Consider the following 25253-nt stretch of genomic DNA (forward strand, 5'->3'; position numbering starts at 1 on the left):
CCAGAAGATAACTGCAATTTCTGAGTCAAGAGGTTCCATCCTAGATTTCTAGTCCGAATATCTTAACACTGGAGGTACTGCTGTATGGCTAATTCCGCACCCCAGCCATCCTTGCTGAACCGGTTCCGGCTGACCTGGAATCATTTCAAGTCAAGGCTGCTGCTGAAATACGCTTTTTCCTATATCCTCATGTTCCTGATCCCGCTCACGGGTGTTACCATCTTCGTCTATGAAAACGCCGTCAAGGGCCTGCGGGTCGAAATTGAACAGTCCAATGTCAATCAGCTCAACCAGGTGAAAAGCACCATCGACGGCCGGATGAACGAGCTTCAGGAGATCGCCGGAAGAATCGCCTATGACAAGCATCTGACTCCTTATATGGTCAGGCATCCTTATTACAGTCTGGAGGCGATTCAGGCACTGGCGAATTACAAGGCCAGCAGCAGCATCGCGGAGGATCTGTTCCTCTACTTCCACGGTGATTCCAATATCTATTCTTACCGCGGCCTGGCTGATCTTCATGTCACCTTCGATACCCTCTATCAGTTCGAGCGCTGGACCCCGGAGGAGCTGCGGCGCGACTTGAACGAGACCCGGCAGCCGCTGGTGCGTCCTGCCGAGAATGTGACCGTCAATTCCCGGAGGGAGCCGATGCTCGCCATGCTTGTCCCGGTGAAGCCGAATGACCCGTTCCCTTACGGGACGGTCGTCTATCTGATGAAGGAATCCAATCTTACCGGCGTCATGGATTCGGTTCTGAGCGATTTCTCGGGCAGCAGCTATATCTTCGGCCCCTCCGGCGAGGTGCTGACCGCGAACAGCCATGGCGTCAGCTTTCCCCAAAATGAGCTTCAGACCCTATCCGCCCTTGAGCCGGGGATACACAATCTGGAGCTGGACGGGGAACAGTACTCCGTCGTGTCCGTGCAGTCGGAGGAGAATGGCTGGACCTACGTCACCACGATGCCCAGCTTCCAGTTCTTCAGCCGGGTTGCCCATGTCCAGACACTGATTCTGATTGTCTTCTGTATTACAGTCGTTACCGGCATAGCGGCGGCGCTGCTGCTGGCCAAGCGGCAGTATCACCCGATCCGCGATCTGATGGAGTTCGCCAAGCCGAGAGGCAACGGCAATGAGGCTCCGAAGCTGCGCGATGAATGGGAGTCCATCCGGCAGACGCTTCATGACTACAGTGCCCGGATTGATCTCCAGGAGCCTTTTGTCCGCAACCAGTGCATGCTGCTGCTGCTCAAGCACGGCCAGCCGGATGATCCCGAGATTGAACAGATGATCCTGAGCGCAGGCTTCCGGCATCCGCAGGGACAAGGCCTCTACTTCTCGGCCATCCTGTCCTGGGATGATACCGCTCCTGGCGGCAAGTCCTGGCAGGAACGCCATCTGCTGCAGGAGATGCTGAGTAATATCTGCCTGCCGGGCCCGGATGCGCAGATCTTCGGGATTGAATTCTCGGTCAAGGACCAGTTCGCCCTGATCATCTCCCTTCCAGGGGAGGGAGAACTGCCCGTTCAGAGCCGGATGGAACAGGTGATTGAAGCCATTCAGGATGTGATCCGTGAACACTCGCAGCTTGCGCTGAGTATCGGTGTCGGTATGGCCTACCGTGATCTTGCCCGGCTGAACCAGTCTTTCATTGAAGCCGCCGCTGCGCTGGAGCACCGGATGATCCGGCGCAGCGGCCAGGTCACCTACTTCGAGCAGCTGGCAGAGCTGAATCCTGCCGCTGCCGAGAGCTTCTGGATTCCGCGCAAAACCATGCTGAAGCTGGAGCAGAGTCTGAAGCAGGGGAACGAATCGGTAGCGGCCCAGATGATTGCCGACACCATTGATACGATCAAGGACGAGCCGCTGCAGGTTCATCTGCTGCGGTGCATCTGCTTCGATCTGCTGAATGCTTTTCTGCGCACCGCCTCGGAGCTTGGTATGGATGAGGTGTTCAGCAATATGCCGGAGCTGACCTCCTTCGAGACGCTGGAGGAGCTGGAGAGCCGGCTGCTCTCGCTGGCTTCCGCCATTTGCGCGCAGGTCGAGCGGAACACCGAGACCAGCGAGTCCTCTCTGATGGATGACATTCTGGCGTATGTGGACCAGCAATTTGCAGACTACACCCTCAGCCTGGAGCATGTAGCGCTGAAGTTCGCCATCTCGACCTCTTATCTAAGCCGGAGCTTCAAGGAGAAGACCGGCAGCAATTTCTCGCAATATATCTGGCAGCGGCGTGTGGACGAGGTCATCCGTCTGCTGGAGAACACCAGCGCACCGCTCAAGGAGATCATCGAGCAGGTCGGTTACCTGGATGCGCCCAACTTCATCCGCAAGTTCAAAAAAGAAACCGGTCTGACGCCGGGGCAATACCGCAAGGAACATGCCTTGAAGGGGGCCGCTGCGAAAAGACCGGTTTGAAACGGGCGGAGCTTCCGCCCTGCCTGGATAGGCTGAGCTTAAGATTACGGATCACCGCCAATGCTTCATCGTGTGAATAGTTAATAGCCTGAATTCCGGCGGCGGCGGTGGCCGCAGGGAATTTCGGTTTCGTGCAGCTTCATGCGGCTTCGTCCAATTAGATACAGTTAGATTCAGTTACACCCAGTTCTATCTGGTACATCCAGTTCTATCTGGCTTGTCCGGCTCCATGCGGTTTCGTCCGGTTCCATCAACGTTTAAACAAATAATACCATTTAATCTATTTGCATCCGGTCGAACAAGATTCATCCGACTTTCGGCCACTTTTCATCCGCCTTCTCGGGCAGAAATCTGGTGATTAACCCAATAATTCTGCAACAAATGCAACATTCCCCTCATCCTATCGTCCAGAATACGCAATTGTTGCACAAAAGGCAGGATTTCACCTTTTGTAGGCGGCTTAGCAGGGATATTGTTGAATTTTATGCAACAATCGGTCCATACACCTGGCTATCTGTGAACCAAAACTGCAAAATATACAACATTTATGTCCTCAATGCCTTATGAAGAGGTCTACGGTCTGCCGGGCTTGAACCAGGCGCCCCAAGAAGCGGGGCTACTGGCTAATCCGTTCTTCCGGGAGCTATTGCCTACTCCACTTCCTAGAGCTAGTGCCTACTTCCGCTTCCGGGAGCTATTGCCTACTCCACTTCCTGGAGCCAGTGCCTACTCCGATTCCGGGAGCTATCACCTACTCCGCTTCCTAAAGGCTACCAGCTACTCTGCTTCCTTCAGAATATGCTCCACCAGTTCATCCAGCGGCACTGTGGCGAGCGCGATCGCTGTGTCGGTTACGCCGTAGTAGATATAGAGCAGGCCGTCCTTGACCACATTGCCGGTCGGGAAGATGACATTCGGAATCTGGAAGCCGAACTTCTCGTAATACGTCTCCGGCTCCATAATGAAGTTATGGGTCCGGGCAATAATCTTTTCCGGCTGCTCCAGATCCAGGAGCATCGCCCCCACGCGGTAGACGATCTCTTCATCGACGCCGTGATAGAGCACCAGCCAGCCCTTGTCTGTACGGATGGGAGGCGTAGAGCCGCCGATCTTCCGCGATTCCCAGGACAGGTTCCCGGCGGTGGCGAGCAGCTTGGGTTCTTCCCAATTCACGAGATCCTCGGAATAGGTAATCCACATGGCGGCTTTCTCCGTGCCGTAGGCCTCGCCCACATATTCTTCAGGGCGGCGGAGCAGCACGAATTTGCCGTTTATTTTCTCAGGGAACAAGATGTTGTCCCGGTCGTTGATGTCGAGTGGCGTGGTGTCAGCGACGAACTCCCAGTCCAGCAGATTGGTTGACTTCAGAATCGAGGAACGGGTCAGCCAGTGGCCCTCCTCTTCCCCCCAGCCGTCCGGGTATTCTGGAATGGAGCGCTCAGGGACGCCGCGCCCGGTAGGATAATAGCTCATGGCGCAGGGGCGCAGGGCGTAGTTGAGGTAGAACGTTCCGTCGATCTTCACAATGCGCGGGTCCTGTACACTGCCGTAAGGGAAGCCCAGCATATCAGGCGTGACAATAGGCTCATCCTTCACATGGGTGAAGTTCACGCCGTCCTCGCTTTCCAGCAGCCCCAGATAGTTCTTGCACGGGGTCAGGGAACCGGCTGTACGCTCGATCATATAGAACTTGCCGTTATCGATGATAACCGCCGGGTTGAACACGGTCACCTTGCGCCACTCATAGCCGCCCGGGACGACAATCGGATTATTGGGATGTCTTGTAATTTGCATGTCTATTCCTCCTGCGAATGATGTTCGTGGTATATACTTCCGGCTTATTTGCTTTCAGTTAATTTCATTCGTGCTTCTTATATAGCTTAAGCGTCTGGACCTCATAAGGCCGGAAGGACAGCGGAATCACACCGCCGCTGGTCGTCACGGAGCCGGTCGTGCTCTCCAGCAGATTGACGCGGCAGGCGCTGATCTCCTGGTCCTTCCAGTCCAGCGTGGCCGACTCTCTGCTGCCCGCAGCTTCATACAGCCGGATAATCGTGCCGCTGCCGTCCTCTGCTTGCTTGATCGTATCAAGCATGACATGACCGCTCTGGAAGGCGAGCCAGGCATGGGTGCTTGGATAGCGGCCGGGATGTGCAGCTTCGCTAATCGCCAGCAGCGGCTCATTCAGCGCTGCCGCTTCCCGTACCACATCCGCCTGCCGCCACTCTCCGCTATGCGGATACAGGGAATAAGTAAATTCATGCTCCCCCTGATCGGCATTGCGGTCCGGCCAGCGCGGGGAACGCAGCAGCGAGAGGCGCAGCACCCCGTTATGGATGTCATAGCCGTATTTGCAGTCGTTCAGCAGGCTGACGCCATAGCCGCCCTCGGACAGATCGGCCCAGCGGTGTCCGCAGACCTCGAATTGCGCCTGCTCCCAGCTGGTGTTGCGGTGAGTCGGGCGCTCCAGTGCGCCGAACGGAATCTCATACGTAGCCTTCGCGGCCACAATATCCACCGGAAAAGCGACCTTCAGCAGCTTATGCTGCTCCCTCCAGCTTACACTGGTGCGGAAATCCACTCTGTGGCTATTCCGGGGCAATACAATCTCCTGCTCAATCTGTGATTCACCGAGCTGCCAACGGAACTTCAGCACGGTCTGCACAGGTCAGCTGCTGACTACCCGGCGGTCCAGCAGCTTCGCCTTGCCCGCAGGCTGCTGCTCATAACGCGGGTCTATATCCCAGGCATCCCACAGCGGCGGGGTGTCATGATAGAACTGCAACTGGTTGCCGGTCTGGCCGGGCTGGAGCAGCTCGCGGTCCGCGCTTTTGTCCAACCAGCGACTGATTTCGCCGTCTTCATTGAATGTCAGGATATAATGGTCCGTCTCCCATTGCTCCGGGAACTCGTCTCCGGCGGCGGGATCACCCTGCAGCTCAAGCCGTACTCCGGCTGGCTCCGCAGCCTCCCGCAGCCAGATTGTCCGGCAGCCGAAGGCCGGAACCTTACGGACCTGTACAGCCAGTGTGTAGCTGTCCCCGCCAGCCTCCGTGTTCCAGCATTCGCTCGGCAGCAGGCCGTCTTCATCGAATACCTGCACCTTAGCCAGCTCAGGACCACCCTCCAGCCAGAGCAGCTCCGTCCGCTCCCAGCCCAGGCTGTTGAAGACCACATAGGGACGGCCCTCACCCGATGTATTCACCTGGCCTGCGAGAGTGTGCAGAGAGCTGTCCAGTACCTGCCCGCCCAGACGGAAGATCTCGGCGTATTCCTCCCGCGAGGTCGTGTACACCTCCGGGATGGAAGTCCCCGGAATGATGTCATGGAACTGGTTGAGCAGCAGCAGCTTCCAGCCCTCGGCCAGCTCCCCGGCGGGCAGCAGACGCTGCCCATCCGGCTGCTCCGGCTGCTCCAATTCCAGGGCACCATCCTTCTCCGCCAGCACGCTCCAGATCTCCGCCTGCCGGTACAAAATCTCCGCCTTGCGGTTGCTGCGCTTATTGAAGGCATGGGTCGTGAAGGTCCCCCGGTGCAGCTCCAGATAGAGATCGCCGTGCCACGCCGGAAGCTCCGGCTGGCGCGAGCCGATCTCCGAGAAGAACGCTTCCGCCGTCGAGAATCCGCTGACCGGCTGTCCTGGGGCGAGGTCGGTGCGGCTTACATATTCAAGCATCTCGTGGGTGACTCCCCCGCCGCCGTCGCCGTGCCCGTAGAGCAGCATGAGCTCATCGTGCTCTTCCTTCTGGGCGTAGGCCTCCCAGTGCTCCTGCACATCCTTCGGATGCGTATGCTCGTTCACCCCATGGTTCTGATAGGCCACAATCTTCGTCCCGTCAATGCCGGCCCAATGGAATAAGGTATGCGGGAAGGGATTGGTATCATTCCAGCCCAGCTTGGTGGTCATGAAATAATCGATGCCCGCCTGCTTCAGCAGCTGCGGCAGGGAGGCGCAATAGCCGAAGGTATCCGGCAGCCATTCAATCGTGGAATGCTTGCCGAATTCCTTCATATAGAAGCCCTGGCCGTACAGCATCTGCCGCACCAGCGACTCCCCGCCGGGAATGTTCAGATCCGGCTCCACCCACATGCCGCCGACCAACTCCCACCGGCCTTCGGCAATCCGCTCCTTGATCCGCCCGTATAGCTCGGGATAATGCTCCTTGGCGAAGGCATAGAGCTGGGGCTGGCTCTGCGAGTACCGGAAGTCCGGGTACTTGTCCATCAGGGTACAGACCGTGGAGAAGGTCCGGCTGACCTTGCGCACCGTCTCCCGGACCGGCCACAGCCAGGCCACATCAATATGCGACTGGCCGACCATATGCATCGTCCCCGGGTCCAGCCCTGCGGACCGTTCCGACGCCGCAGCAGCCCGTAACTGCAGTTCCGCCGCAGTTACGGCACCGCAGTCCAGCAGCAGCTCCTCCTTCATATAGAGCGTGTCCATCACCCGCTCCAGCGCCTTAAGGCTGCGGATGCGGCGCATGTCGCCCTCTGGCAGCAGCAGGGCCGCTTCGTGTACGATCCGCACCGTATGCAGCAGGCTGTATACGGGACGATTAACGCGCACAAGCTTCATTTCAATGCCTGTCAGCGGCGGCTTGATCACCGCCTGGCGGTTCAGCGGGTCCTCCGGCTCAGGCACCGGATCATACAGCTCGATCTCCAGCTTGAGGCGTTCACCTGGAGCATAAGACGGCAACGGAATGAACCAGTGATTGCTGTCCAGGCCATGGTACGGCGCTCCGTCCAGCCTCAGCAGTCCTTCCCCGCGTCCCAGATAGAGCAGCGCCGCTTCTTCATGCGCCCACTCTCCCGGAACCGTGATCTCCCGCTGAAGGAAATAGGTGGTTCCATATCCTCCGTCCAGCAGGGAAACGTTGTATTGCTGGTGCAGCTCCTCCTCATGCTCATAGCAGCCCGGAGTGAGGTAACGGGATTTGCGCATCCTCCATTCCGCAAGCTCTATCTTCTCAGCCCACTGCCGCTTGGCCAGCCATCCGGTGAACCGCTCCATTCGCTTCATGGCTTAGCCCTCCTCTCTGACCTGGAGCGGCGCGCTCAGATACTCTGCGGAGTGCGGGCCTGCCATCACCGCGAATTCTCCCGGTTCGACAATCCGCGTCAGATCCGCTGATACGTATTCCAGCTCCTCCCGGCCTACACGGAACGTTACTGTCTGCGTGTCTCCCGGCTGGAGGCTGATTTTGCGGAAGCCCTTCAGCTGCTTCTCGGGCCGGGTAATGGAGGAGGCCAAGTCGGAAATATACAGCTGGACCACCTCGCTGCCCGCCCGGTCACCCCTATTAGTTACATCCACGGAGACAAGCGCTTCTTCATCCGCAGAGATTACTGGAGGCTCCACCTTCAGGTTGCTGTAGCTGAATTCACTGAAGCTAAGACCATAGCCGAAGGGATATTCGGCGTGGAAGTCTGTCTCCAGATACCGTTTGCCTCTCGTCCGCCGCTTATAGTAATACACGGGAAGCTGGCCGACATGCTTCGGAATGCTGATCGTCAGCCGCCCGGAAGGATTCACCTCGCCGAACAGGATATCGGCAATGGCATGTCCGCCCTCTTGGCCCGGGTACCACGCCTCCAGAATGGCGTCGGCGTGTTCTACAATCCAAGGCTCAGCAATCGGGCGTCCGTTGATATAGACCACAATCAGCGGCTTGCCCAGCTTGTGAAGCTCCTGCGCCAGCTCCAGCTGCACGCCCATCAGATTCAATGTGGACCGGTCGATGCCCTCTCCGCATTCCATGTCGCTCCAGGAATGCTCCGTCACGACAGAAGCGCCGGTGAGCAGATCAATCGTCCCCTCACCGAAGTCTCTGGCGCTGGAGCCGCCGATGGCCAGCACCACCGCATCGGCTTCGGCTGCACAGGCGAGCGCAGGGGCGAAGCCTTCCCGGGAATCGCCCTTGATCCGGCAGCCGGGGGCATACAGGACCTTGTCCGCTCCGCCGCCCAGCGCCTGCCGGATACCCTCCAGCACGGTAACAATCGCGCCTGCGGGCTGCGGCGAGGTGTAGTCTCCAAGCTGGTTGTACGGAGCATCGGCATTGGGACCGATTACGGCAAGCTTGCGAATCCCCTTGCTTAGCGGCAGCGCTGCGTTCTCATTCTTCAGCATGATGATGCTCTCACCGGCGATCCGCCGCGCCAGCTCCCGGTGCTCCGGCTTGCCGATGATGCTCTCCGCCTGCTCAGGATCGGCATAGGGGCGGTCAAACAGCCCGAGCTTGAACTTCAGCTCCAGAATCCGCGCCGCCGCGCGGTCCAGATCGGATTCCTGCAGCCGTCCATGCTCGATAGCAGCCGCGATATGCTGCTCGAACATTTCACCTGACATCTCCATATCGATGCCCGCCAGCAGTGCCTGGGCTACAGCCGTTTCTCCGCTATCTGCGGTGTTATGACCATTCGTCAGCATACCCAGCGCTCCGCAGTCCGTGATCACGAACCCATCAAAGCCCCATTGCTCCCGCAGCACATCCTGCAAAAGATAACGGTTCGTCGTACAAGGCACGCCGTCAATCTCGTTGTACGCTGTCATTATGGACAACGCCCCGGCCTCTACCGACTTACGGAACGGCAGCAGATCGACCTCATGCAGCTCGCGCAGCCCCATATGCACGGGCGCAGAGTTGCGCCCGCCTTCCGAGCTGCCGTAGGCGGCGAAGTGCTTCAAGGTGGCCAGCACGGAATCCCCGGCGTCCAGCCGTTCCCCCTGCAAGCCCTTCACTGCTTCTACACCCATCGCCGCAATCAGGAACGGGTCTTCGCCGAAGGTCTCCTCCGTCCGGCCCCAGCGCGGATCACGCACCACATCAAGCACCGGCGAGTAGGTCGCCGCTCCGCCCTGGCTGCGGGTCTCCAGCGCTACCACCCGGCACATCTCCCGGTATAGCTCCGGGTTCCACATACTGCCCAATGCAAGTGGCACCGGAAATACAGTGGCGCCGATAGCCATATGCCCGTGGGAGCACTCTTCGCCGAACAGAATCGGAATCCCGAGCCGGCTCTCCTGCATGGCATAAGCCTGAATTGCATTAACAGCCTCCGCCCCCTCCTTCGGGGACAGGCCGGTCTCCAGCGTGACCCCGGTCCACGGGTCGGCACGCAGCGTCCCATACAGGGAGCCGACGCCTCCGGCGGCAACCTGGCGCTTGAAGGCCTCTGTCATGCCTGTGGTTCCGTCCGCGCGCTTCTCATAGCACTGCCAGCCGAAAGGCTGGACTAATTGTCCAGCCTTCTCTCCAAGCGTCATGCGCTGCAGCAGGTCCTGTACCCGATCCGCCACAGGGCGCGCTTTATCCTTATAGATCATTTTTACAGCACCTTTCTGCATTAGTCATTCGTGCCGCTCACTCTCGGCACTTCAGAGGATGAATTTTCGAAGAAGATGGATAGAACCTGTAGGATTTAGTTGGTTTTCCAGCGGTCATAAGCAGCCTGGTTGATCTCAGCCACTCGCTCTCCGCCCATCTTCTTGACAGTTGCCACATAATTATCCCAGCCGGTCAGCGGCTCGGCGCCGGTGATGAACTTCGCTTCCATCTGCTTGACATAAGTGCTCAGATCCGAATTCAGACTGCTGATTTCCGTCTGCTCTTCCACCGTCAGGAACAGGGCCGGGAACGGAATCCGCGCGCCTTTATCCAGCAGCTTCTGCTTAGTCTCCTGCTCTACCCAGAGGTCAAAGTCCGTCTTCAGCCCCTTGTTGATGTCATCCATGGACAGGGTTGGGGCAGGAATACCGTAGTTCGGCGTCAAGGTGGCCCGGAAATCTTCCATTTCCTTGCCGTCCGGTACAGGCAGGTATTGCTTCACGCGGTTCTCTTTGTCGGTGTACTCCCAGAGCGTTCCCTCCGGTCCTTTATTGAAGAACAGAGCGCCTTCATAGGAATAGAGGTAATCCACCCAGCGGAGCGAGGCTTCCGGTGCAGGGTTACTGTTCGTAATGGCGAATGCGCCAGTCGTAATCCCTCTGTTCTTGGCAATCGCCGGAGCGGATACCGATTCACTGCGCACCGGGGCGAACATCGGATCTGCCGTGGACGGCTCCCCGCCCTTCGTCATATAAGCGTGCCAGTCGGAAAAGAGTGCCACGCGGTTATTCTGCGCCTTGGCCTTCTTCTGCTCCGCCGTCTGCGAGAAGCTCTCATGATCCAGCAGCTCCTCGGACCACAGGCGGTTCATATACGTCAGATACTCCTTATAGCCTTCTTCAAGCGGCGTATAGTGGACCTTGTCCGCATCGTCTACATAGATTTCTTCTTCATAGATGCCAAAAGCGCCCAGCAGCCAGGTGCGGATATCGCGGAGGTTCGCAGCCGTTGTCGTCACTGAGGAGATTGGAATCTCATCAGCCACACCGTTGCCGTTCGGATCTTCCTCCTTCACGCGCTTCAGGTAAGTGTACAGCTCCTCGGTCGTTTCCGGCAGTTTATCAATGTTCAGCGCCTTCAGGAAGTCCCCGTTATACCACATCGGGTTGCGGTACCAGTGCTGGCTCATTTCCACCACCGGCAGAGAGTAGATATGACCGTCCGGGGCTGTGATCGATTTGCGCACATCCGGGTTCTCCTCCAGCAGCGCCTTGAAGTTCGGAGCGTATTCTTCGATCAGGTCTTCCAGTGGAATCAGAATCCCCTGCTCTCCGTAATTCATCTGCTCGGCAGTCGTCAGACCGGCAGCATAGAAGATATCCGGGTAATCGCCGCTGGCGAACACCAGATTCTTTTTGGTATCGAAGCTGTCCTTCGGCGCATTTTTATATTCCATCGTAATCCCGGTCTTCTCCTTCATCTGCTGGAGCACCGGCATGTTCTCCCAGTTCTGAATGCCCACATCCGGCGCCATCAGCGTCAGGGTAACGGGTTCGCTAACTATCGGGAAGCCCTCCTTGTTCACCGTGGTCTCTCCGGTACTCTTATTCGCGGTGCCTTCATTGGAGCTCCCGCAGCCTGCCAGCAGTCCAAGAATCACAGCCGAAGACAGCAGAATCTTCCATGGTTTACGTGTGATCTGCATTAATAATTCCTCCCTTAGGTTCATTACATTTTAACCTTTAGCCTTTCACAGAGCCAATCATGACCCCTTGGACAAAATAACGCTGCAGGAACGGGTAGACCGCCACAATCGGCAGTGTAGAAACAACGATAACGCCATATTTGACCAGCGATGCCGTCTCTGCCTTATTATTCATGGCCATAGCTACCTCGCCGTTGATCGCAGCGCCTGTAGTTTCGGCCGACATTTCCTGCAGGACCAGAATCTGGCGCAGCACCATCTGCAGCGGATACTTGGCTTCATCATTCAAATAGATCAGGGACGGGAAGTAGCTGTTCCAGTGCCCAACCCCGTAGAACAAGGCCATCACGGCGACAATCGGCGCGGACAGCGGCAGGATAATGCGGATGAACAGCTTCAAATTCGTACAGCCGTCGATGTGCGCCGCTTCCTGCAATTCTTTTGGAATGGTGGACTGGAAAAAGGTGCGGGCGACCACGATGTTCCACACCGATGCGGCCACCGGCAGAATCAACGCCCCCATGCTGTTAATGAGGCCCAGGTTCTTGACGAGCAGATACGTGGGCACCAGCCCGCCGCTGAAGAACATCGTGAACAGAATGAGGCCCATGAACAGCTGGCGTCCGACAAAATCAGACCGGCTGAGCGCATATGCAGCAGGCAGCGTAACCGCCAGATTCAGCAGCGTGCCCACCGCCGTGTAAATGATGGTATTGAGATACCCGTTCCAGATCTTCGGGTTCTCGAACACCAGCTTGTAGCCGTCCAGCGTCACATTCTTCGGGAACAGCCACATCGCGCCCGAATTGACATCCTGCGGCGAGCTGATGGACGCGCTGAGGATGTAGATCAGCGGATAGAGGACCACTACCAGCGCAAGGCACAGATAGATGTAGGTGCTGATCAGAAACAGCTTATCTCCCCTGGATTCTTTCATCGCAGTAACCAAAAGACTTCAACTCCTTTCTACCAGAGGCTGTTCTCACTGGTGCGTTTGGCAATCCGGTTCACGGTAACGAGCAGTATTACATTGACCACCGAGTTGAACAATCCGACAGCGGTCGAGAAGCTGTATTGGGCGTTCACCAGACCGGCGCGGTAGACATAGGTGGATATGACATCAGAGGCTTCCATATTGAGCGAATTCTGCAGCAGCAGGATTTTCTCGAAGCCCAGACCCAGAATGTTACCCATGTTCAGAATCAGCATGATCGTAATCGTGGGTATAATGGTCGGCAGGTTGATATGCAGCACCCGCTTGATCCGGCTGGCTCCATCCACAATGGCTGCTTCATGCAGCTGGGGATCTACGCCGGACAGGGCCGCGAGATAGATGATCGTCCCCCACCCGGTGCTCTGCCAGACGCCCGAGAAGACGTACACCGTCTTGAACCAGGCGGGATCGGTCAGGAACTGTGCGGGCTGGAAGCCCAGGAATTCAATCGCCCGGACAATCATTCCGCTGGAGGGCGACAGGAAGGTAATAATCATCCCCGCCATTACGACCACTGAAATGAAATGCGGCGCATAGGTAACCGTCTGGACCGACTTCTTGAACGGGCCGTTGCGGACCTCATTGAAGGCCAGGGCCAGAATGATCGGCAGCGGGAACCCGATGGCCAGCTCATAGAAGCTGATGCTGAACGTATTCCACAGCAGATCCCAGAAGAAATAAGAATTGAAGAACCGCTCGAAATGGTCGAAGCCTACCCAGTCGCTGCCCGTAATTCCTTTGGAGGGCACGAAGTTCTTGAAGGCAATCTGAATGCCGTACATCGGACCATAATGAAAGATGAAGAAATACAGTAACGCGGGAAGCATGAACAGATAGAGCTCCCAATTCTGCCAGATTCTTTTGCCAAGGGACTTGTTCCCCTTCATTCTCCCACTCCTCTCTATGTTAGTTTTCATTACACATAAATCTGTATCCGCTTCGCATTCTTGCTACGGCCTTTCCTGCTAACGCTTACATCCCAAATTGTAGAGAAACTAAGCTGACATCGTAAATATGTAGGTTGTGCATTGTCATGTTAAAAGAGTGTAAAACCGCGCTGCTACGGGGCTTATGAGCTGAATAACTTCTACGGGCCGCTACTGGCTGACTGCCGTAAATGTGTGAATTATGAACCCTCCTCCCCCCTGCAAAAGTTACATATTGTGATCCCCCGGCAGGTATGCAAACATTTGCTACGAATGCCGACACTACAACACCGACTCAAGATATAGGAGGTTTCTGTCATGACCCGTACAACTGCCCACCTGATCTCACACACCCACTGGGACCGGGAATGGTATATGCCTTATGAGCGTCACCATGTGCTGCTGGCGAAGCTGATGAACGAGCTGCTGGAGACGCTGGAGCAGGACGAGCGCTACCGGTACTTCCACCTGGACGGACAGACCATTATTATTGAAGATTATCTGCAGGTTCATCCTGAGCGGAGAGAGCAGCTGGAGCGGTTCATCCGCGAAGGCCGGATTGTCATCGGTCCCTGGTATGTGCTCCAGGATGAATTCCTGACCAGCTCCGAGGCCAATGTGCGTAATCTGCTGATCGGCCACCAGGACGCAGCGAAATATGGCGTCATCTCGAAGCTCGGTTATTTCCCCGATTCCTTCGGCAATATGGGCCAAGCCCCCCAGCTTCTCCAGCAGGCTGACATCGGGACTGCGGTGTTCGGCCGCGGCGTGAAGCCGACAGGCTTCGATAACATGGTCGGCGAGCTGAACAGCACCAGCTATGAGTCGCCATACTCGGAGATGTACTGGGAATCCCCGGATGGCTCAGTTGTGCTTGGACTGCTGTTTGCGAACTGGTACAGCAACGGCAATGAGGTGCCGGTGGATGCAGAGGAAGCCAAGGTCTTCTGGGACCGAAAAATCGCGGATGCCGGCAAATACGCCTCCACCCCGGAGCTGCTGTTCATGAACGGCTGTGATCATCAGCCGGTGCAGCGTGATCTCGCGGATGCGCTGGAGACGGCCCGGAAGCTGTACCCGGACACGGACTTCGTCCACTCCAGCTTCGAGCAGTATCTGAAGGCGCTAGCGCCTTCGCTGCCTGAGGATCTGGTCACCGTGCACGGCGAGCTGCGCAGCCAGCATACGGACGGCTGGGGGACGCTGGTGAATACCGCTTCCGCCCGCGTCTACCTGAAGCAGCTCAACCAGCAGGGCCAGACGCTGCTGGAGAAGGGCGCGGAGCCGCTGGCGGCACTCGCTATCTGGTCAGCGGGCAGGCCTACCCCCATGCCCTGCTGACCTACGCCTGGAAGACCCTGATGCAGAACCACCCGCATGACAGCATCTGCGGCTGCAGTGTGGATGAGGTCCACCGCGAGATGATCAGCCGCTTCGACAAGAGCCGCCATGCAGGCGAGGCTATTATTGAAGACAGCCTGAAGGCGGTCTCCGCACAAATCGGAACCCGGAATGTTGCCGCCTGGGGCGAGTCTGCCCGTCCGGTGACGGTCTTCAATACCACCGGTTGGCAGCGCAGCGGGACGGTTAGCGTGGAGGTTATGTTCGCCAAGCGTTATTTCAAGGAAGGGCCGAATCCGGCGGCGATTGCCGAAGCGCTGGATCAGCTTCCGCTTGCGCTTGAGCAAGGGAGGCTGCTGGATGCTGAAGGACGGCATGTGGCTTGCCGGGCGGAGGATCTGGGCACCCGGTTCGGCTATGAGCTGCCGGACGACCAGTTCCGCAAGCCTTATATGGCCCGGATGGTCCGGCTGGCCTTCGAGGCCGCGCAGGTGCCGCCGCTAGGCTACAGCACCTACGCCTGGGTAGAGTCGGCGGATGAGTCCGCCGGGGCTGCTGCTGAAGGTCCGCTTAAGCTGCTGGAACGTGGGATGGAGAATGAATTCATGGCTGTCCGTATCCGGGAGGACGGCTCTTACGATGTGGCCGACAAGCGGACGGGCCGCAGCTTCACCGGACTCGGCGTCTATGAGAACTGCGGCGATATCGGCAATGAATATGTGTTCCGCCAGCCGGAGGGCGATGTGGCGCTGACGACCAAGGGCCTTGTCGCCCGGATCTCGCTGGCTGAGCATGAGCCTTACCGCATCACGTATGAAATCGTGCATGAATGGGCTATTCCCGCTTCCGCCGATGCTTCATTTGAGGATGAGAAGCGCAGAATGGTACCGTTCCGGCAGCGCAAGGCTGGACGCTCTACGGAGCAAGTGCCGCTGCGGATTGTGACCCGGATTAGCCTGGAGGCCAGCGGGACCGGCGTTCAGGTCTCTGCCGCACTCAATAACCAGGCTAAGGACCATCGGCTGCGCGTCCTCTTCCCTACCGGGCTGGCCGCCTCGACCGTGCGGGCCGACTCCATCTTCGAAGCCGCAGAGCGCGGGATTGAACCAGCTCCGGACTGGATCAATCCGAGCAATGCCCAGCACCAGCAGGCTTACGCCAGTGTGTCGGACGGCAGCGCCGGACTGCTGGTGGCCAACCAAGGGCTGAACGAATACGAGGTGCTGCGGGACGGCAGCAATACGATTGCCGTTACCCTGCTGCGCAGCGTGTCGGAGTTGGGCGACTGGGGCGTGTTCCCTACACCGGAGGCCCAGTGCCTTGGCGAGCAGACCGTGGAATTCGCGGTCCGTCCCTTTGCCGGGGATGCGAATTGGACGGAGGCCTGCACCTGGGCCTATCAGTACCAGGCACCTTGGTTCACGGTTCAAACCGGCTGGCAGGAGGGCTCCCTCCCTGCGGTCTATCAGCCGCTGGAATGGCAAGGCCGCACCCTGGCGCTGTCCGCCTTCAAAATGTCCGCAGACCATGAGGACATCATTCTGCGGTGGTTCAATCTGGCGGGCGCGGAGCAGGAGCTCGCGCTTACGCCGCATTTTCCCGTGGAGGCTGTCCATGCCAGTGATATTCTGGAACGGCGCAAACAACGGGAGATCCTGGATGAAGGCACTCTCCGCCGCTCTGTCGGCAAAGCTCAGATCGTCACCTATGCCCTAAAGCCCGTACAACCCTAAATTCACTATGCCAGGAGGAGTTATACTATGAAGCTGCCCGCTTCCATTACCGCTTATCTGAATGAGGCCGATGAACGGCTTGCGCATCACCCGAAACTGCAGCAGTTGTTCCGCAACTGCTTCCCGAACACACTGGAGACCACGACCAAGCTGCTGGAAGACGGCACTACCTTCGTGTTCACCGGCGATATTCCGGCCATGTGGCTGCGCGATTCGACGGAGCAGGTGCGCCACTATATCCCTTTTGCCAAGCATGACCCTGAATTGCAGCGGATTCTCCGCGGCCTGATTGCCCGCCAGATGTTCTATGTGAATATTGATCCATACACCAACGCCTTCAACGAGACGGCAAGTGACAAGCATTACCGCGATACGGACGACTGTAACTTGAACCCGTGGATGTGGGAGCGCAAATATGAGCTCGACTCCCTCTGCTTCGTCGTTCAGCTGGCTTATATGTACTGGAAGGAAGCGGAGCAGACCGACATCTTCGATGCTGCCTGCTATCAGGCGCTGACCTCCATCGTGATCACGATCGAGACCGAGCAGCATCACGGGGAGAAGTCGCCTTACCACTTCATCCGGCAGACGCTCCAGGATACGGAGACGCTGCACAATAACGGGCGCGGGATGCCGGTCAACTATACAGGGATGAGCTGGTCGGGCTTCCGCCCAAGCGATGACAGCTGCGAATTCGGCTACAATATTCCCTCGAATATGTTCGCTGTGGTCATTCTGGGGTATATCGGCGAGATAGCAAGCGAGGTATACCAGGACGAGCGGCTGGCGGCGAGAGCGGCGAAGCTGCGCAAGGAGATCGACTTCGGCATCCGTACCTACGGCATCGTGACCCATCCGAAATACGGCAGAATCTACGCCTATGAGACGGACGGCTACGGCAATTACTCGCTGATGGACGATGCCGGAACCCCGGGACTGATCTCCATTCCTTATATTGGTTATGTGGGTGTGGAGGATGAGATTTATCAGAATACCCGCCGGTTCGCGCTCAGCTTCGATAACCCCTTCTATTTCGAGGGCAAGCACGCCAAGGGCATCGGCAGTCCGCATACACCGGGCGGTTACGTCTGGCATATGGCGCTGTCGATGCAGGCGCTTACGGCGGATAACGATGAGGAGATCAAGGAGCTGATCGACATGCTGATCCGCACCGACGCCGATACCGGCTACATGCACGAAGGCTTCCACCCGGATAATCCGGCGGACTTCTCGCGCGAATGGTTCGCCTGGTCCAACAGCCTGTTCGCTACGCTGATAGGCAAGGCGATGGATAAGGGGCTGGTTTAAGGGGGTAACCCTGAACGGATAGCTCATCCTGCACCAAGCAAGTGGAATAACGTATCTTAATTCGCCCATTGGGCTAGAGTTACCGGCAACAGGTGGAAAAACAGCAACTAATATAGTTAGTTTAAGGTACTTTGGATGAATGGGGAGAATTTAGTTGGAGGAAATCCATCTATCATACTTCCTCTATACACAAAACGGCTGCGGCTCCCTTGAACTCAAGGAGGCCGCAGCCGTTTCTATGTGTCTAGCTTACTTCTGCTTAGTAGCCGCTCTGGCTCTGCTCGCCCTTGGCGATGGCTACGCCGCCGCTGGTGCCGATCCGGCTGGCGCCTGCGCCGATCATCACCAGCGCGTCTTCCGCGCTGCGGACACCGCCGGAGGCCTTCACGCCGATCTCAGGACCGACCGTTGCCCGCATCAGGGCAATATCTTCCTTCGTGGCTCCCCCGGTCGAGAAGCCGGTTGAGGTCTTCACGAAGTCTGCGCCCGCTTCTACAGCAAGCTTGCAGGCACGGACCTTCTCCTCTTCAGTCAGCAGGCAGGCCTCAATAATCACCTTGGTCAGCGCCTTGCCGCGTGCGGCTTCGACTACGGCAACCATATCGCGCTTGACCAGCTCGTCATTGCCGTCCTTCAGTGCGCCGATATTAATGACCATATCCACCTCACCGGCACCGTTCGCAATGGCATCCTTCGTCTCAAAAGCCTTCGTCTCAGGCGTCGATGCCCCGAGCGGGAAGCCGATTACTGTACATACCTTCACTTCCGGTGTATCCTTCAGCACGGCATGCGCAGTAGCGACCCAAGCCGGATTCACGCACACAGAAGCGAATTTGTAGGCTTTGGCCTCTTCGGCAAGCTTGATAATATCGTCTTTCCGGGCATCCGCCTTCAGCAGCGTATGATCAATAATCCCGGATATTGTAGTTTCACTCATGTTCAATTCCTCCATATAATCGGTAATAGATGTTCACATCCCCTGTAATCATACCAATAGTCGGACGCTTTTGAAAGCTGGAGGGCATAACATCTGCTAATCCTGTATCCACTCCGGACAGTATAGATCAAGCGCACCGAACCCCTAGCCCTATACATTCACCTGCCGGATGGCCTCCCGCAGATCGCCCGTACTCGCGCTGACGCTCAGCGAAGCCTCGTAGACTTCTTTGATTCGCGCCAATTGCAGGTCAGTCAGCTCACGGATCTCCCGGGTCTGCTCCGAGACCTCTCCGGCAATATCGGCCATGCTGCCCACCGCTGCCGCAACCTCCTCTGAGCCGGCGGAGAGCTGCTCCGCTGTCGCCGACACATCAATGATCTGTCCGGCCACCTCCCGGAAGGCGGCGGAGGCCTCCAGCAGAGCAGCCTCCGCTTCGGCTGACATCCGCACCCCTTCCCTCACTTCAGCGGATGCTTCCGTCATCTGTACCCCGATGCTCGCCGAAGCCTGGCTGATATGCAGCAGCAGCTCGGCTACCCGCTCGGCCGAGGCTGCGGAGCCTTCCGCCAGCTTGCGCACTTCACCGGCTACGACAGTGAAGCCTCTGCCGTGCTCCCCCGCATGCGCCGCCTCAATCGAGGCATTCAGCGCCAGCAGCTTCGTCTGATCCGCAGACTGCCTGATCGCAGCCAGCGCACCTTCAATCTCATCCGTGTACTCTTGCAGCCGCAGCACAATATCCAGCGTCTCCCCGGTGGATACAGAGATCGATTTCATTTGCTGGTTAGTGTGGTTCATGGACGTCTGGGACGCCTCTGCAATGTCCAGCGCCTTGACTGCGAATTCCGAGACCGCAGCCGAGGCCTCCGAGATGCGCGAGATGCCCAGCGCCATCTCTTCCATAGCCACAGCGCTGCTCTGTGCGCCTTCCGTCTGCGAGTTAGCCCCGGCATGGATATCGCTGATTCTGCCGCTCACCGTCTCACTCATTTTCAGCACATCATCGGCATTCCTGGCGAAGGTCTCGGAGGAGCCGTAGAGACTGTCAGATGCGGTAGACACCCCGGATACCATCCCTTTCACTCTGGCATTCAGATCCCCTGACATCTGGAGCATCGCCTGATAAGCCCTGCCAATCTCATCCCGGGAGGTGACCGGACGGGCATGCAGGATACGGGCTGCTCCGGCGAGATCCCCTTCAGCCATCGTGCCCGCGCTCTCTGTAATCGTCACCAGCGGACGCAAGGACCGGGATACGAACCAGGCCAGCACCGCGAGTGCGCCCAGAGACAGAGCTAGAATAATACTATAGAGCGGCAGGCTCTCCATCAGGACATCACGGGTCAGCGTACTAAGCACAGCAACATCCGTATCAATGCCCAGCGCCCCGACCAGTTTCCCAGTGGTGTCCTTCATAGGAACGAATGCCGAGATATAATCCCCGTATTCGGGATTGCTGATCAGCGGCGTGCTGGCATTCTCTCCGGCAAGCACAGCCGTAACTGCGGCCGCAGGCATATCGGTAGTCTCATTAATCCCCGAAGCCAGCGGGTCTCCCTCCGGCCTGCCGTCAATCATCAGCTGCGGCTGACGGGCATCATCAATCCTTACAAAATATACATAACGGGCACCAATCGACTTCCGGAACTGATCCAGTTCATGGCGGAGTGACCAGTACAGGTCCGACTCCTGCGGATCGGCCAGGAATTCGCTGTAGCGGCCGGGATCAATCTGTGTCACATAATGGCTGGCAATACTCATGTTGTAGCTGCTGATCGTCCCTTTGACCGCTGATCCGGTGTTCACCCACTGAATGGCGGCATTGCCTGCTGTAATGCAGAGAATCACTAAAGTCATAACACAGAGAATACGGGCAATCAGTCTGGTTCGGATAAAAGAAAACATGGAGGCCTTCCCTTTCGCGCATCACAATTGCGTGGTTATAGTAGGGCCATCCGATAAAGCAATGACAAATGTCCCTCTACCGGAAAATTTCGACAAACTTTTCAAAAACCCTTTTCCAAAGACGGCGCAGACTATTAAAATTTGAAAATCAAGTGGAAACGGCTTTGCTGTCTTTTTAAAGGACGGTACCGTTTCGGCGAGAAATAGAAGGATAATGGATAGCGTGAAACCTATACATTCTTATATTTGAACAAAATCATCCTGCGGGTGAACGATGCTAATGCCTCTCTCACCGTCCGCTTTAAGGAGCAGTAATGTTGCAATTTTGGCAGGATTCCTCTATACCTTTTACGGGTTGAAGTACAATGTTGCACTATTTGCATAAATTTCGGTGTTTTGAGCAAGTTAGCGCTGAATTTGTTGCATTTCGTGCAGGATTTCAGCATTGACCGCTTCTTTGGGGCTGTATTGTTGCATTTTTGGCAGGATTCCTCTTAAAATGTTACTGCCTGTGACGCATGGGGCCCTTTCCTCGGCGCAGCGACACCCATTGTATTCGGTTTTTCGTATACAATCAGGCCCACGTACCTTCGCCCAGCACAGTATGTATAGCGTGAAACATACACATTCTTACATTTTCAAAAAAAAGGCTGCTTCTGAAGCCTAATCGCTCCAAAAACAGCCTTCTGGCCTTAACCCGTCAATGGCCGCCCGAAGGCGACCATCCAACCCGCTGCACCAGCCGGGTACTTTCTTTATTTTAGACTCGTTAACGGTATAGTCCCGAAGCCTTCACTTCATTGAAGAAGGTGTTGAACTCCTCAATATTAAGCTGCTGCGCCGCATCGGACAAGGCTGTAGCCGGATCAGGATGCACTTCTACCATAATCCCGTCGGCTCCGGCAGCGAGCGCGGCCTTGGCACATGGAATCAGGATATCCTTACGTCCGGTGGAATGGGTGACATCGACCAGCACCGGCAGATGGCATTCCTGCTTGAGAATCGGCACCGCCGAGATATCCAGCGTATTGCGCGTCGACCGCTCATAGGTACGGATACCGCGTTCAATCAGCATAATCTCCATATTGCCGCGGGACATAATATATTCTGCCGCATGAACGAATTCATCCAGTGTAGCAGATAGTCCGCGCTTCAGCAGCACCGGCTTGTTCACTTCCCCTACCGCCTTAAGCAGCTCGAAGTTGTGCATGTTCCGCGCGCCGACCTGAATGACATCCACATAATCCAGCGCTTCTTCAATATGCCGGGGATCGACAATCTCACTGATCGTCAGCAGCCCGTATTCATTCGCCGCTTCACGCAGAATCCGCAGACCATCCATGCCCAGCCCCTGGAAATCATAAGGGGAGGTCCGTGGCTTGAAGGCGCCGCCGCGCATCACCTTGACGCCTGCCTTCTGCAGGGCCGCAGCCACTGTACGGGTCTGCAGCTCGCTCTCTACCGAACACGGGCCAGCTACCATCAGGGAGGATAATCCGCCTACTGTAACGCCGCCCGGCAGCTCAATAACTGTATCCTCCGCATGGTCTTTGCGCGCTACCAGCAGGGTCTTCTTATGCTCCGTACTTTGCAGATCAAGCGAAGCTGAGAAAATCTGCTTGAACAGCGTACGGATGGTTCCATCCGTGAACGGCCCCTTATTGCCTGCGACCATTTTCTCCAGCATTGCCTTCTCCCGCTCAGGATCGAACTTCGGCACGCCCTGCTTCTCTTTGAGCACCCCAATCTCCTGAACGATTCCGGCACGCTCCGAGATCAGCTCCAGCAGCTGACCGTTAATCTCATCCAATCTTGCTCTCAGATCATCCAATTCCACATTACTCATTCCAAGACACTCCTTTGTGCAGTTAATAGTTAAGGCTATGAACGAACGCAAAAAGACCCCCCGCCGCAAGGGACGAGGAGCCGTGGTACCACCCTTATTTAGAGCTGAATCCTGCTGACGCATCAGCACATGACGGTATACCTGAAGGATACCGGCCAGTCGATTCATTCTGTCTTACATCCGTTAACGCAGGAAGCGGGCCACCCTACCCATAACTGCTGCAGCAGTGTACTTCAGGGACCGACTCGGAAGTGAACTTCGGCACTAAGCGTCTAATGGGGGTGCTCTCAGTCTCCGACACGCCTTCCCTGTTAAAATCCGCTATGAAGTGCTTACTCTCTTCGTCATTGTCATTACAAGGTATATCGGTGCTGCTTATGCACCAGTTTCTGCTATCTTAATCAAAAAGACTTCCATATGCAAGACATCACAGCACTGTATTGCAGCTTTAACTCAGCATTGTGATTATTTTGTGAAGAGAGGTCTGCTTATTCCTGTTCCGCAAAAAAATGCCCGATTACTTTGGCAATGCTGTCGCTTCTCAGCGGCTTGCTGATATACTCATCCATCCCGGCTTCAAGGCATAGCTCCCGGTCGCCCTTGAGCGCGTTGGCCGTCACCGCAACAATGACCGGCTGCTGGTCTGCCGGCTGCTCTGCCCTGATGGCAGCTGTGGCCTCCAGGCCGTTCATCCCGGGCATCTGCACATCCATGAAGATCAGATCATAGCCATGCCGGGCTGTCATATCGACCGCCTGCCGCCCATCCTCGGCCACATCGACGGTGAAGCCGCGCTTCTCCAGGATTTTGCGCAGGACGATCTGGTTGATCACATTGTCCTCGGCTACCAGAATATGCAGGGACCGGCCTTCTGATTGCGGCTCCGGCTGGTTCCCCTCCGGCCCGTCAGTCGGAAGCGCCTGCGCTTGTGTCCGGAGGACCACGGTGAACACAAAGGTCGCCCCCTGCCCGGCTGCTGTATCCAGATAGATCTCTCCGCCCATCCGCTCGACCAATTGCTTGCTGATCGCCAGCCCCAGACCGGTGCCTTCCCCATGGCGGCCCCTGAAATGCTCCAGCTGATAGAACGGCTCGAACAAGCGGCTGCGGGCCTCCTCGGGAATCCCGCTCCCCGTGTCCGCCACGGTGAACTGGAGCGTTACGCCTGCCAGGCCATCGGCAATGCGCTTCACGCTTACCTTTACCCCGCCGGTACAGGTGAATTTCACGGCATTGCCGGCCAGATTGAGCAGCACCTGCTTCAGCCGCTCCCCGTCCCCGATCAGCCGCTGCGGCACATCCGGGTCCGTCTCCACGCTGAGGGTCAGGCCTTTACGCTCCGCCTTGAGCTGAAGCAGCTCCAGCGCAGAATCCATACAGTGCTGGAGGATGAACGGCTCATCTTGGAGTGAGATTTTGCCTGCCTCAATCTTGGAGAGATCGAGAATGTCGTTGATGATATTCAGCAGGGATTCACCGCTCTGGCGGATAATCTCCAGGAACTCCCGCTGCTGCGAACCCGGCTCACTGCTCTCCAGCAGCAGGTCGGTCATCCCGATCACCCCGTTCATCGGAGTACGGATTTCGTGGCTCATCATGGCCAGGAACTCACTTTTGGCGCGGTTCGTATTCTCTGCGGTCTCCTTGGCAATCAGCAGCTTCTTCTGCTCGGTAATATCCTTGACGATAATATAAAAGCCTACGGTAGACTGGTTGATAATAATCGGCGCAAGGGTAGTCAGAACCTCCACAGAATGCCCGTCCTTATGCCAGATCAGGTTGATATCCTGGCCTGCGGAGCCGCTCTGCCGGCGGGGACCGAGTACATTCTGCAGCTGCCGCTCGCCGATGATCCGGCTGACACTCATGCCCACCATCTCGGGGATCGTATACCCCGTCAGCCTTACCGCCTGTTCATTCCCGTTAATAATATGGCCTTCCAGGTCCAGCGATATGATCGCGTCATGATTATATTTCTTCAGCGAGGTATAACGCTCGACCGATTCCTGAAGCTTCTGCTCCACAATCTTGCGCCGGGTCACATCGCGGCCGACAGCCAGCACCCCTCGTTCCCCGCCGTCTTCCACCGTTCTCAGAGAGAATTCAATCCAGATATATTGGCCGTTCGCATTTAATATCCGCAGCTGGACATCAGGCGAGTCAGCCATCTGCTGCGCACTGATTAAGGCCAGATCCTCAGAGTGAACCAGTCTGCTGTTATCCCGGCCGATCAGCTCCTCCGGTCTGTACCCGAGCACCTCTTCCACTGAAGGGGAGCAATAGCGGCAGACTGAGCCCGGCGCAGCATAGTACACAATGTCCCTGATGTTGCCGGCAATCAGCTCGTACAGCCGCTCAGACGTCCCGGTAAATGCCTCCACCGGTGCCGCAAGCGGCCTTCCAGCCAAGTGAACGATATAATACAGCCCCTCTCCCGTCGAAGGCTCGCTCACCCTCGCCACATGCAGCAGCACCGGAACCGCAGAGCCATCCGCATGGCGCAGCTTGATTTCGGCTTCAAAAAAAGGGGCTGCTCCTGTCCTGAGGCTCCCCATCCTGTAACTATGTATGTGCAGGCTATCTTCATCCCAGAACGCTTGGAAGCTGCGTCCCAGCAACTGTTCTTCGGAATATCCGAGCAAGAGGGTTACCGCCGGATTCACCTTCATCCATTCTTCAGCCATGGAGAGAAAAGCTACTCCGGCAGTTCCTGTCTTCAATGCCTGTTCAAATGGAGAAGTCGTCTCCGTATGCTGCTCTAGCATAAGATCCACCGCCCGTTTGTGAAGTATTAGATGCA

The 25253-nt window shown here is 56.9% G+C and carries 11 protein-coding genes and 2 pseudogenes; 3 read left to right on the forward strand and 10 right to left on the reverse strand.

Annotated elements, in window-relative coordinates; all coding sequences use genetic code 11:
• Positions 1-84 precede the first annotated feature (84 nt).
• Positions 85-2421, forward strand: coding sequence for a helix-turn-helix domain-containing protein (locus MKX51_RS26950; RefSeq protein WP_340994524.1), 2337 nt, complete (start codon positions 85-87; stop codon positions 2419-2421).
• A 777-nt stretch (positions 2422-3198) separates the two neighbouring features.
• On the opposite strand, the gene MKX51_RS26955 is transcribed toward MKX51_RS26950, so the two are convergent.
• The 6 genes and pseudogenes from MKX51_RS26955 to MKX51_RS26980 form a co-directional block, all read right to left on the reverse strand.
• The gene (locus MKX51_RS26955) at positions 3199-4215 is read right to left on the reverse strand and encodes a glycoside hydrolase family 130 protein (protein ID WP_340994525.1); all 1017 of its coding nucleotides are present in this window, start codon (positions 4213-4215) and stop codon (positions 3199-3201) included.
• Between the two features lie 64 nt (positions 4216-4279).
• A pseudogene (locus MKX51_RS26960) lies at positions 4280-7447 on the reverse strand (alpha-mannosidase).
• Between the two features lie 3 nt (positions 7448-7450).
• Entirely contained in the window at positions 7451-9754 is a 2304-nt protein-coding gene (locus tag MKX51_RS26965) for a glycoside hydrolase family 3 N-terminal domain-containing protein (RefSeq protein ID WP_340994526.1), read from the reverse strand.
• Between the two features lie 95 nt (positions 9755-9849).
• On the reverse strand, positions 9850-11460 hold the full coding sequence (locus tag MKX51_RS26970; RefSeq protein ID WP_340994527.1) for an extracellular solute-binding protein: 1611 nt from the start codon (positions 11458-11460) through the stop codon (positions 9850-9852).
• Between the two features lie 37 nt (positions 11461-11497).
• Entirely contained in the window at positions 11498-12409 is a 912-nt protein-coding gene (locus MKX51_RS26975; RefSeq protein ID WP_036694906.1) for a carbohydrate ABC transporter permease, read from the reverse strand.
• A gap of 17 nt (positions 12410-12426) precedes the next feature.
• A complete protein-coding gene (locus tag MKX51_RS26980; RefSeq protein WP_235192024.1) occupies positions 12427-13341 on the reverse strand; it encodes an ABC transporter permease in 915 nt (304 codons plus the stop codon).
• Positions 13342-13698: 357 nt separating this feature from the next.
• Here MKX51_RS26980 and MKX51_RS26985 point away from each other — a divergent pair.
• Both MKX51_RS26985 and MKX51_RS26990 read left to right on the forward strand, forming a co-directional pair.
• Positions 13699-16454, forward strand: a pseudogene (locus MKX51_RS26985) (alpha-mannosidase).
• Between the two features lie 27 nt (positions 16455-16481).
• The gene (locus MKX51_RS26990) at positions 16482-17762 is read left to right on the forward strand and encodes a glycoside hydrolase family 125 protein (RefSeq protein ID WP_340994528.1); all 1281 of its coding nucleotides are present in this window, start codon (positions 16482-16484) and stop codon (positions 17760-17762) included.
• A 259-nt stretch (positions 17763-18021) separates the two neighbouring features.
• Here the strand turns inward: MKX51_RS26990 and deoC are convergent, their stop codons facing one another.
• From deoC to MKX51_RS27010, 4 genes are all read right to left on the reverse strand, one after another.
• Complete coding sequence (gene deoC / locus MKX51_RS26995; RefSeq protein WP_339311648.1) at positions 18022-18699, reverse strand: deoxyribose-phosphate aldolase; 678 nt, start codon at positions 18697-18699, stop codon at positions 18022-18024.
• A gap of 150 nt (positions 18700-18849) precedes the next feature.
• A complete protein-coding gene (locus MKX51_RS27000) occupies positions 18850-20607 on the reverse strand; it encodes a methyl-accepting chemotaxis protein (RefSeq protein WP_340994529.1) in 1758 nt (585 codons plus the stop codon).
• A 769-nt stretch (positions 20608-21376) separates the two neighbouring features.
• Positions 21377-22453: a bifunctional 3-deoxy-7-phosphoheptulonate synthase/chorismate mutase gene (locus tag MKX51_RS27005; RefSeq protein ID WP_340937907.1), complete on the reverse strand. Its 1077-nt coding sequence runs from the start codon at positions 22451-22453 to the stop codon at positions 21377-21379.
• Positions 22454-22941: 488 nt separating this feature from the next.
• Entirely contained in the window at positions 22942-25218 is a 2277-nt protein-coding gene (locus tag MKX51_RS27010; protein WP_340994530.1) for a PAS domain S-box protein, read from the reverse strand.
• Positions 25219-25253 lie beyond the last annotated feature (35 nt).

Origin of the sequence: Paenibacillus sp. FSL M7-0420 (assembly GCF_038002345.1) — a bacterium.
Classification (GTDB): Bacteria; Bacillota; Bacilli; order Paenibacillales; family Paenibacillaceae; genus Paenibacillus_AQ.

Bases quoted from the DNA above. Each gene is read 5' to 3' on its own strand.
- MKX51_RS26965 (WP_340994526.1), bottom strand. From the start codon at position 9,754: ATGATCTATAAGGATAAAGCGCGCCCTGTGGCGGATCGGGTACAGGAC.
- MKX51_RS27010 (WP_340994530.1), bottom strand. From the start codon at position 25,218: ATGCTAGAGCAGCATACGGAGACGACTTCTCCATTTGAACAGGCATTG.
- MKX51_RS26990 (WP_340994528.1), top strand. From the start codon at position 16,482: ATGAAGCTGCCCGCTTCCATTACCGCTTATCTGAATGAGGCCGATGAA.
- MKX51_RS27000 (WP_340994529.1), bottom strand. From the start codon at position 20,607: ATGTTTTCTTTTATCCGAACCAGACTGATTGCCCGTATTCTCTGTGTT.
- MKX51_RS26970 (WP_340994527.1), bottom strand. From the start codon at position 11,460: ATGCAGATCACACGTAAACCATGGAAGATTCTGCTGTCTTCGGCTGTG.
- deoC (WP_339311648.1), bottom strand. From the start codon at position 18,699: ATGAGTGAAACTACAATATCCGGGATTATTGATCATACGCTGCTGAAG.
- MKX51_RS26980 (WP_235192024.1), bottom strand. From the start codon at position 13,341: ATGAAGGGGAACAAGTCCCTTGGCAAAAGAATCTGGCAGAATTGGGAG.
- MKX51_RS27005 (WP_340937907.1), bottom strand. From the start codon at position 22,453: ATGAGTAATGTGGAATTGGATGATCTGAGAGCAAGATTGGATGAGATT.
- MKX51_RS26950 (WP_340994524.1), top strand. From the start codon at position 85: ATGGCTAATTCCGCACCCCAGCCATCCTTGCTGAACCGGTTCCGGCTG.
- MKX51_RS26955 (WP_340994525.1), bottom strand. From the start codon at position 4,215: ATGCAAATTACAAGACATCCCAATAATCCGATTGTCGTCCCGGGCGGC.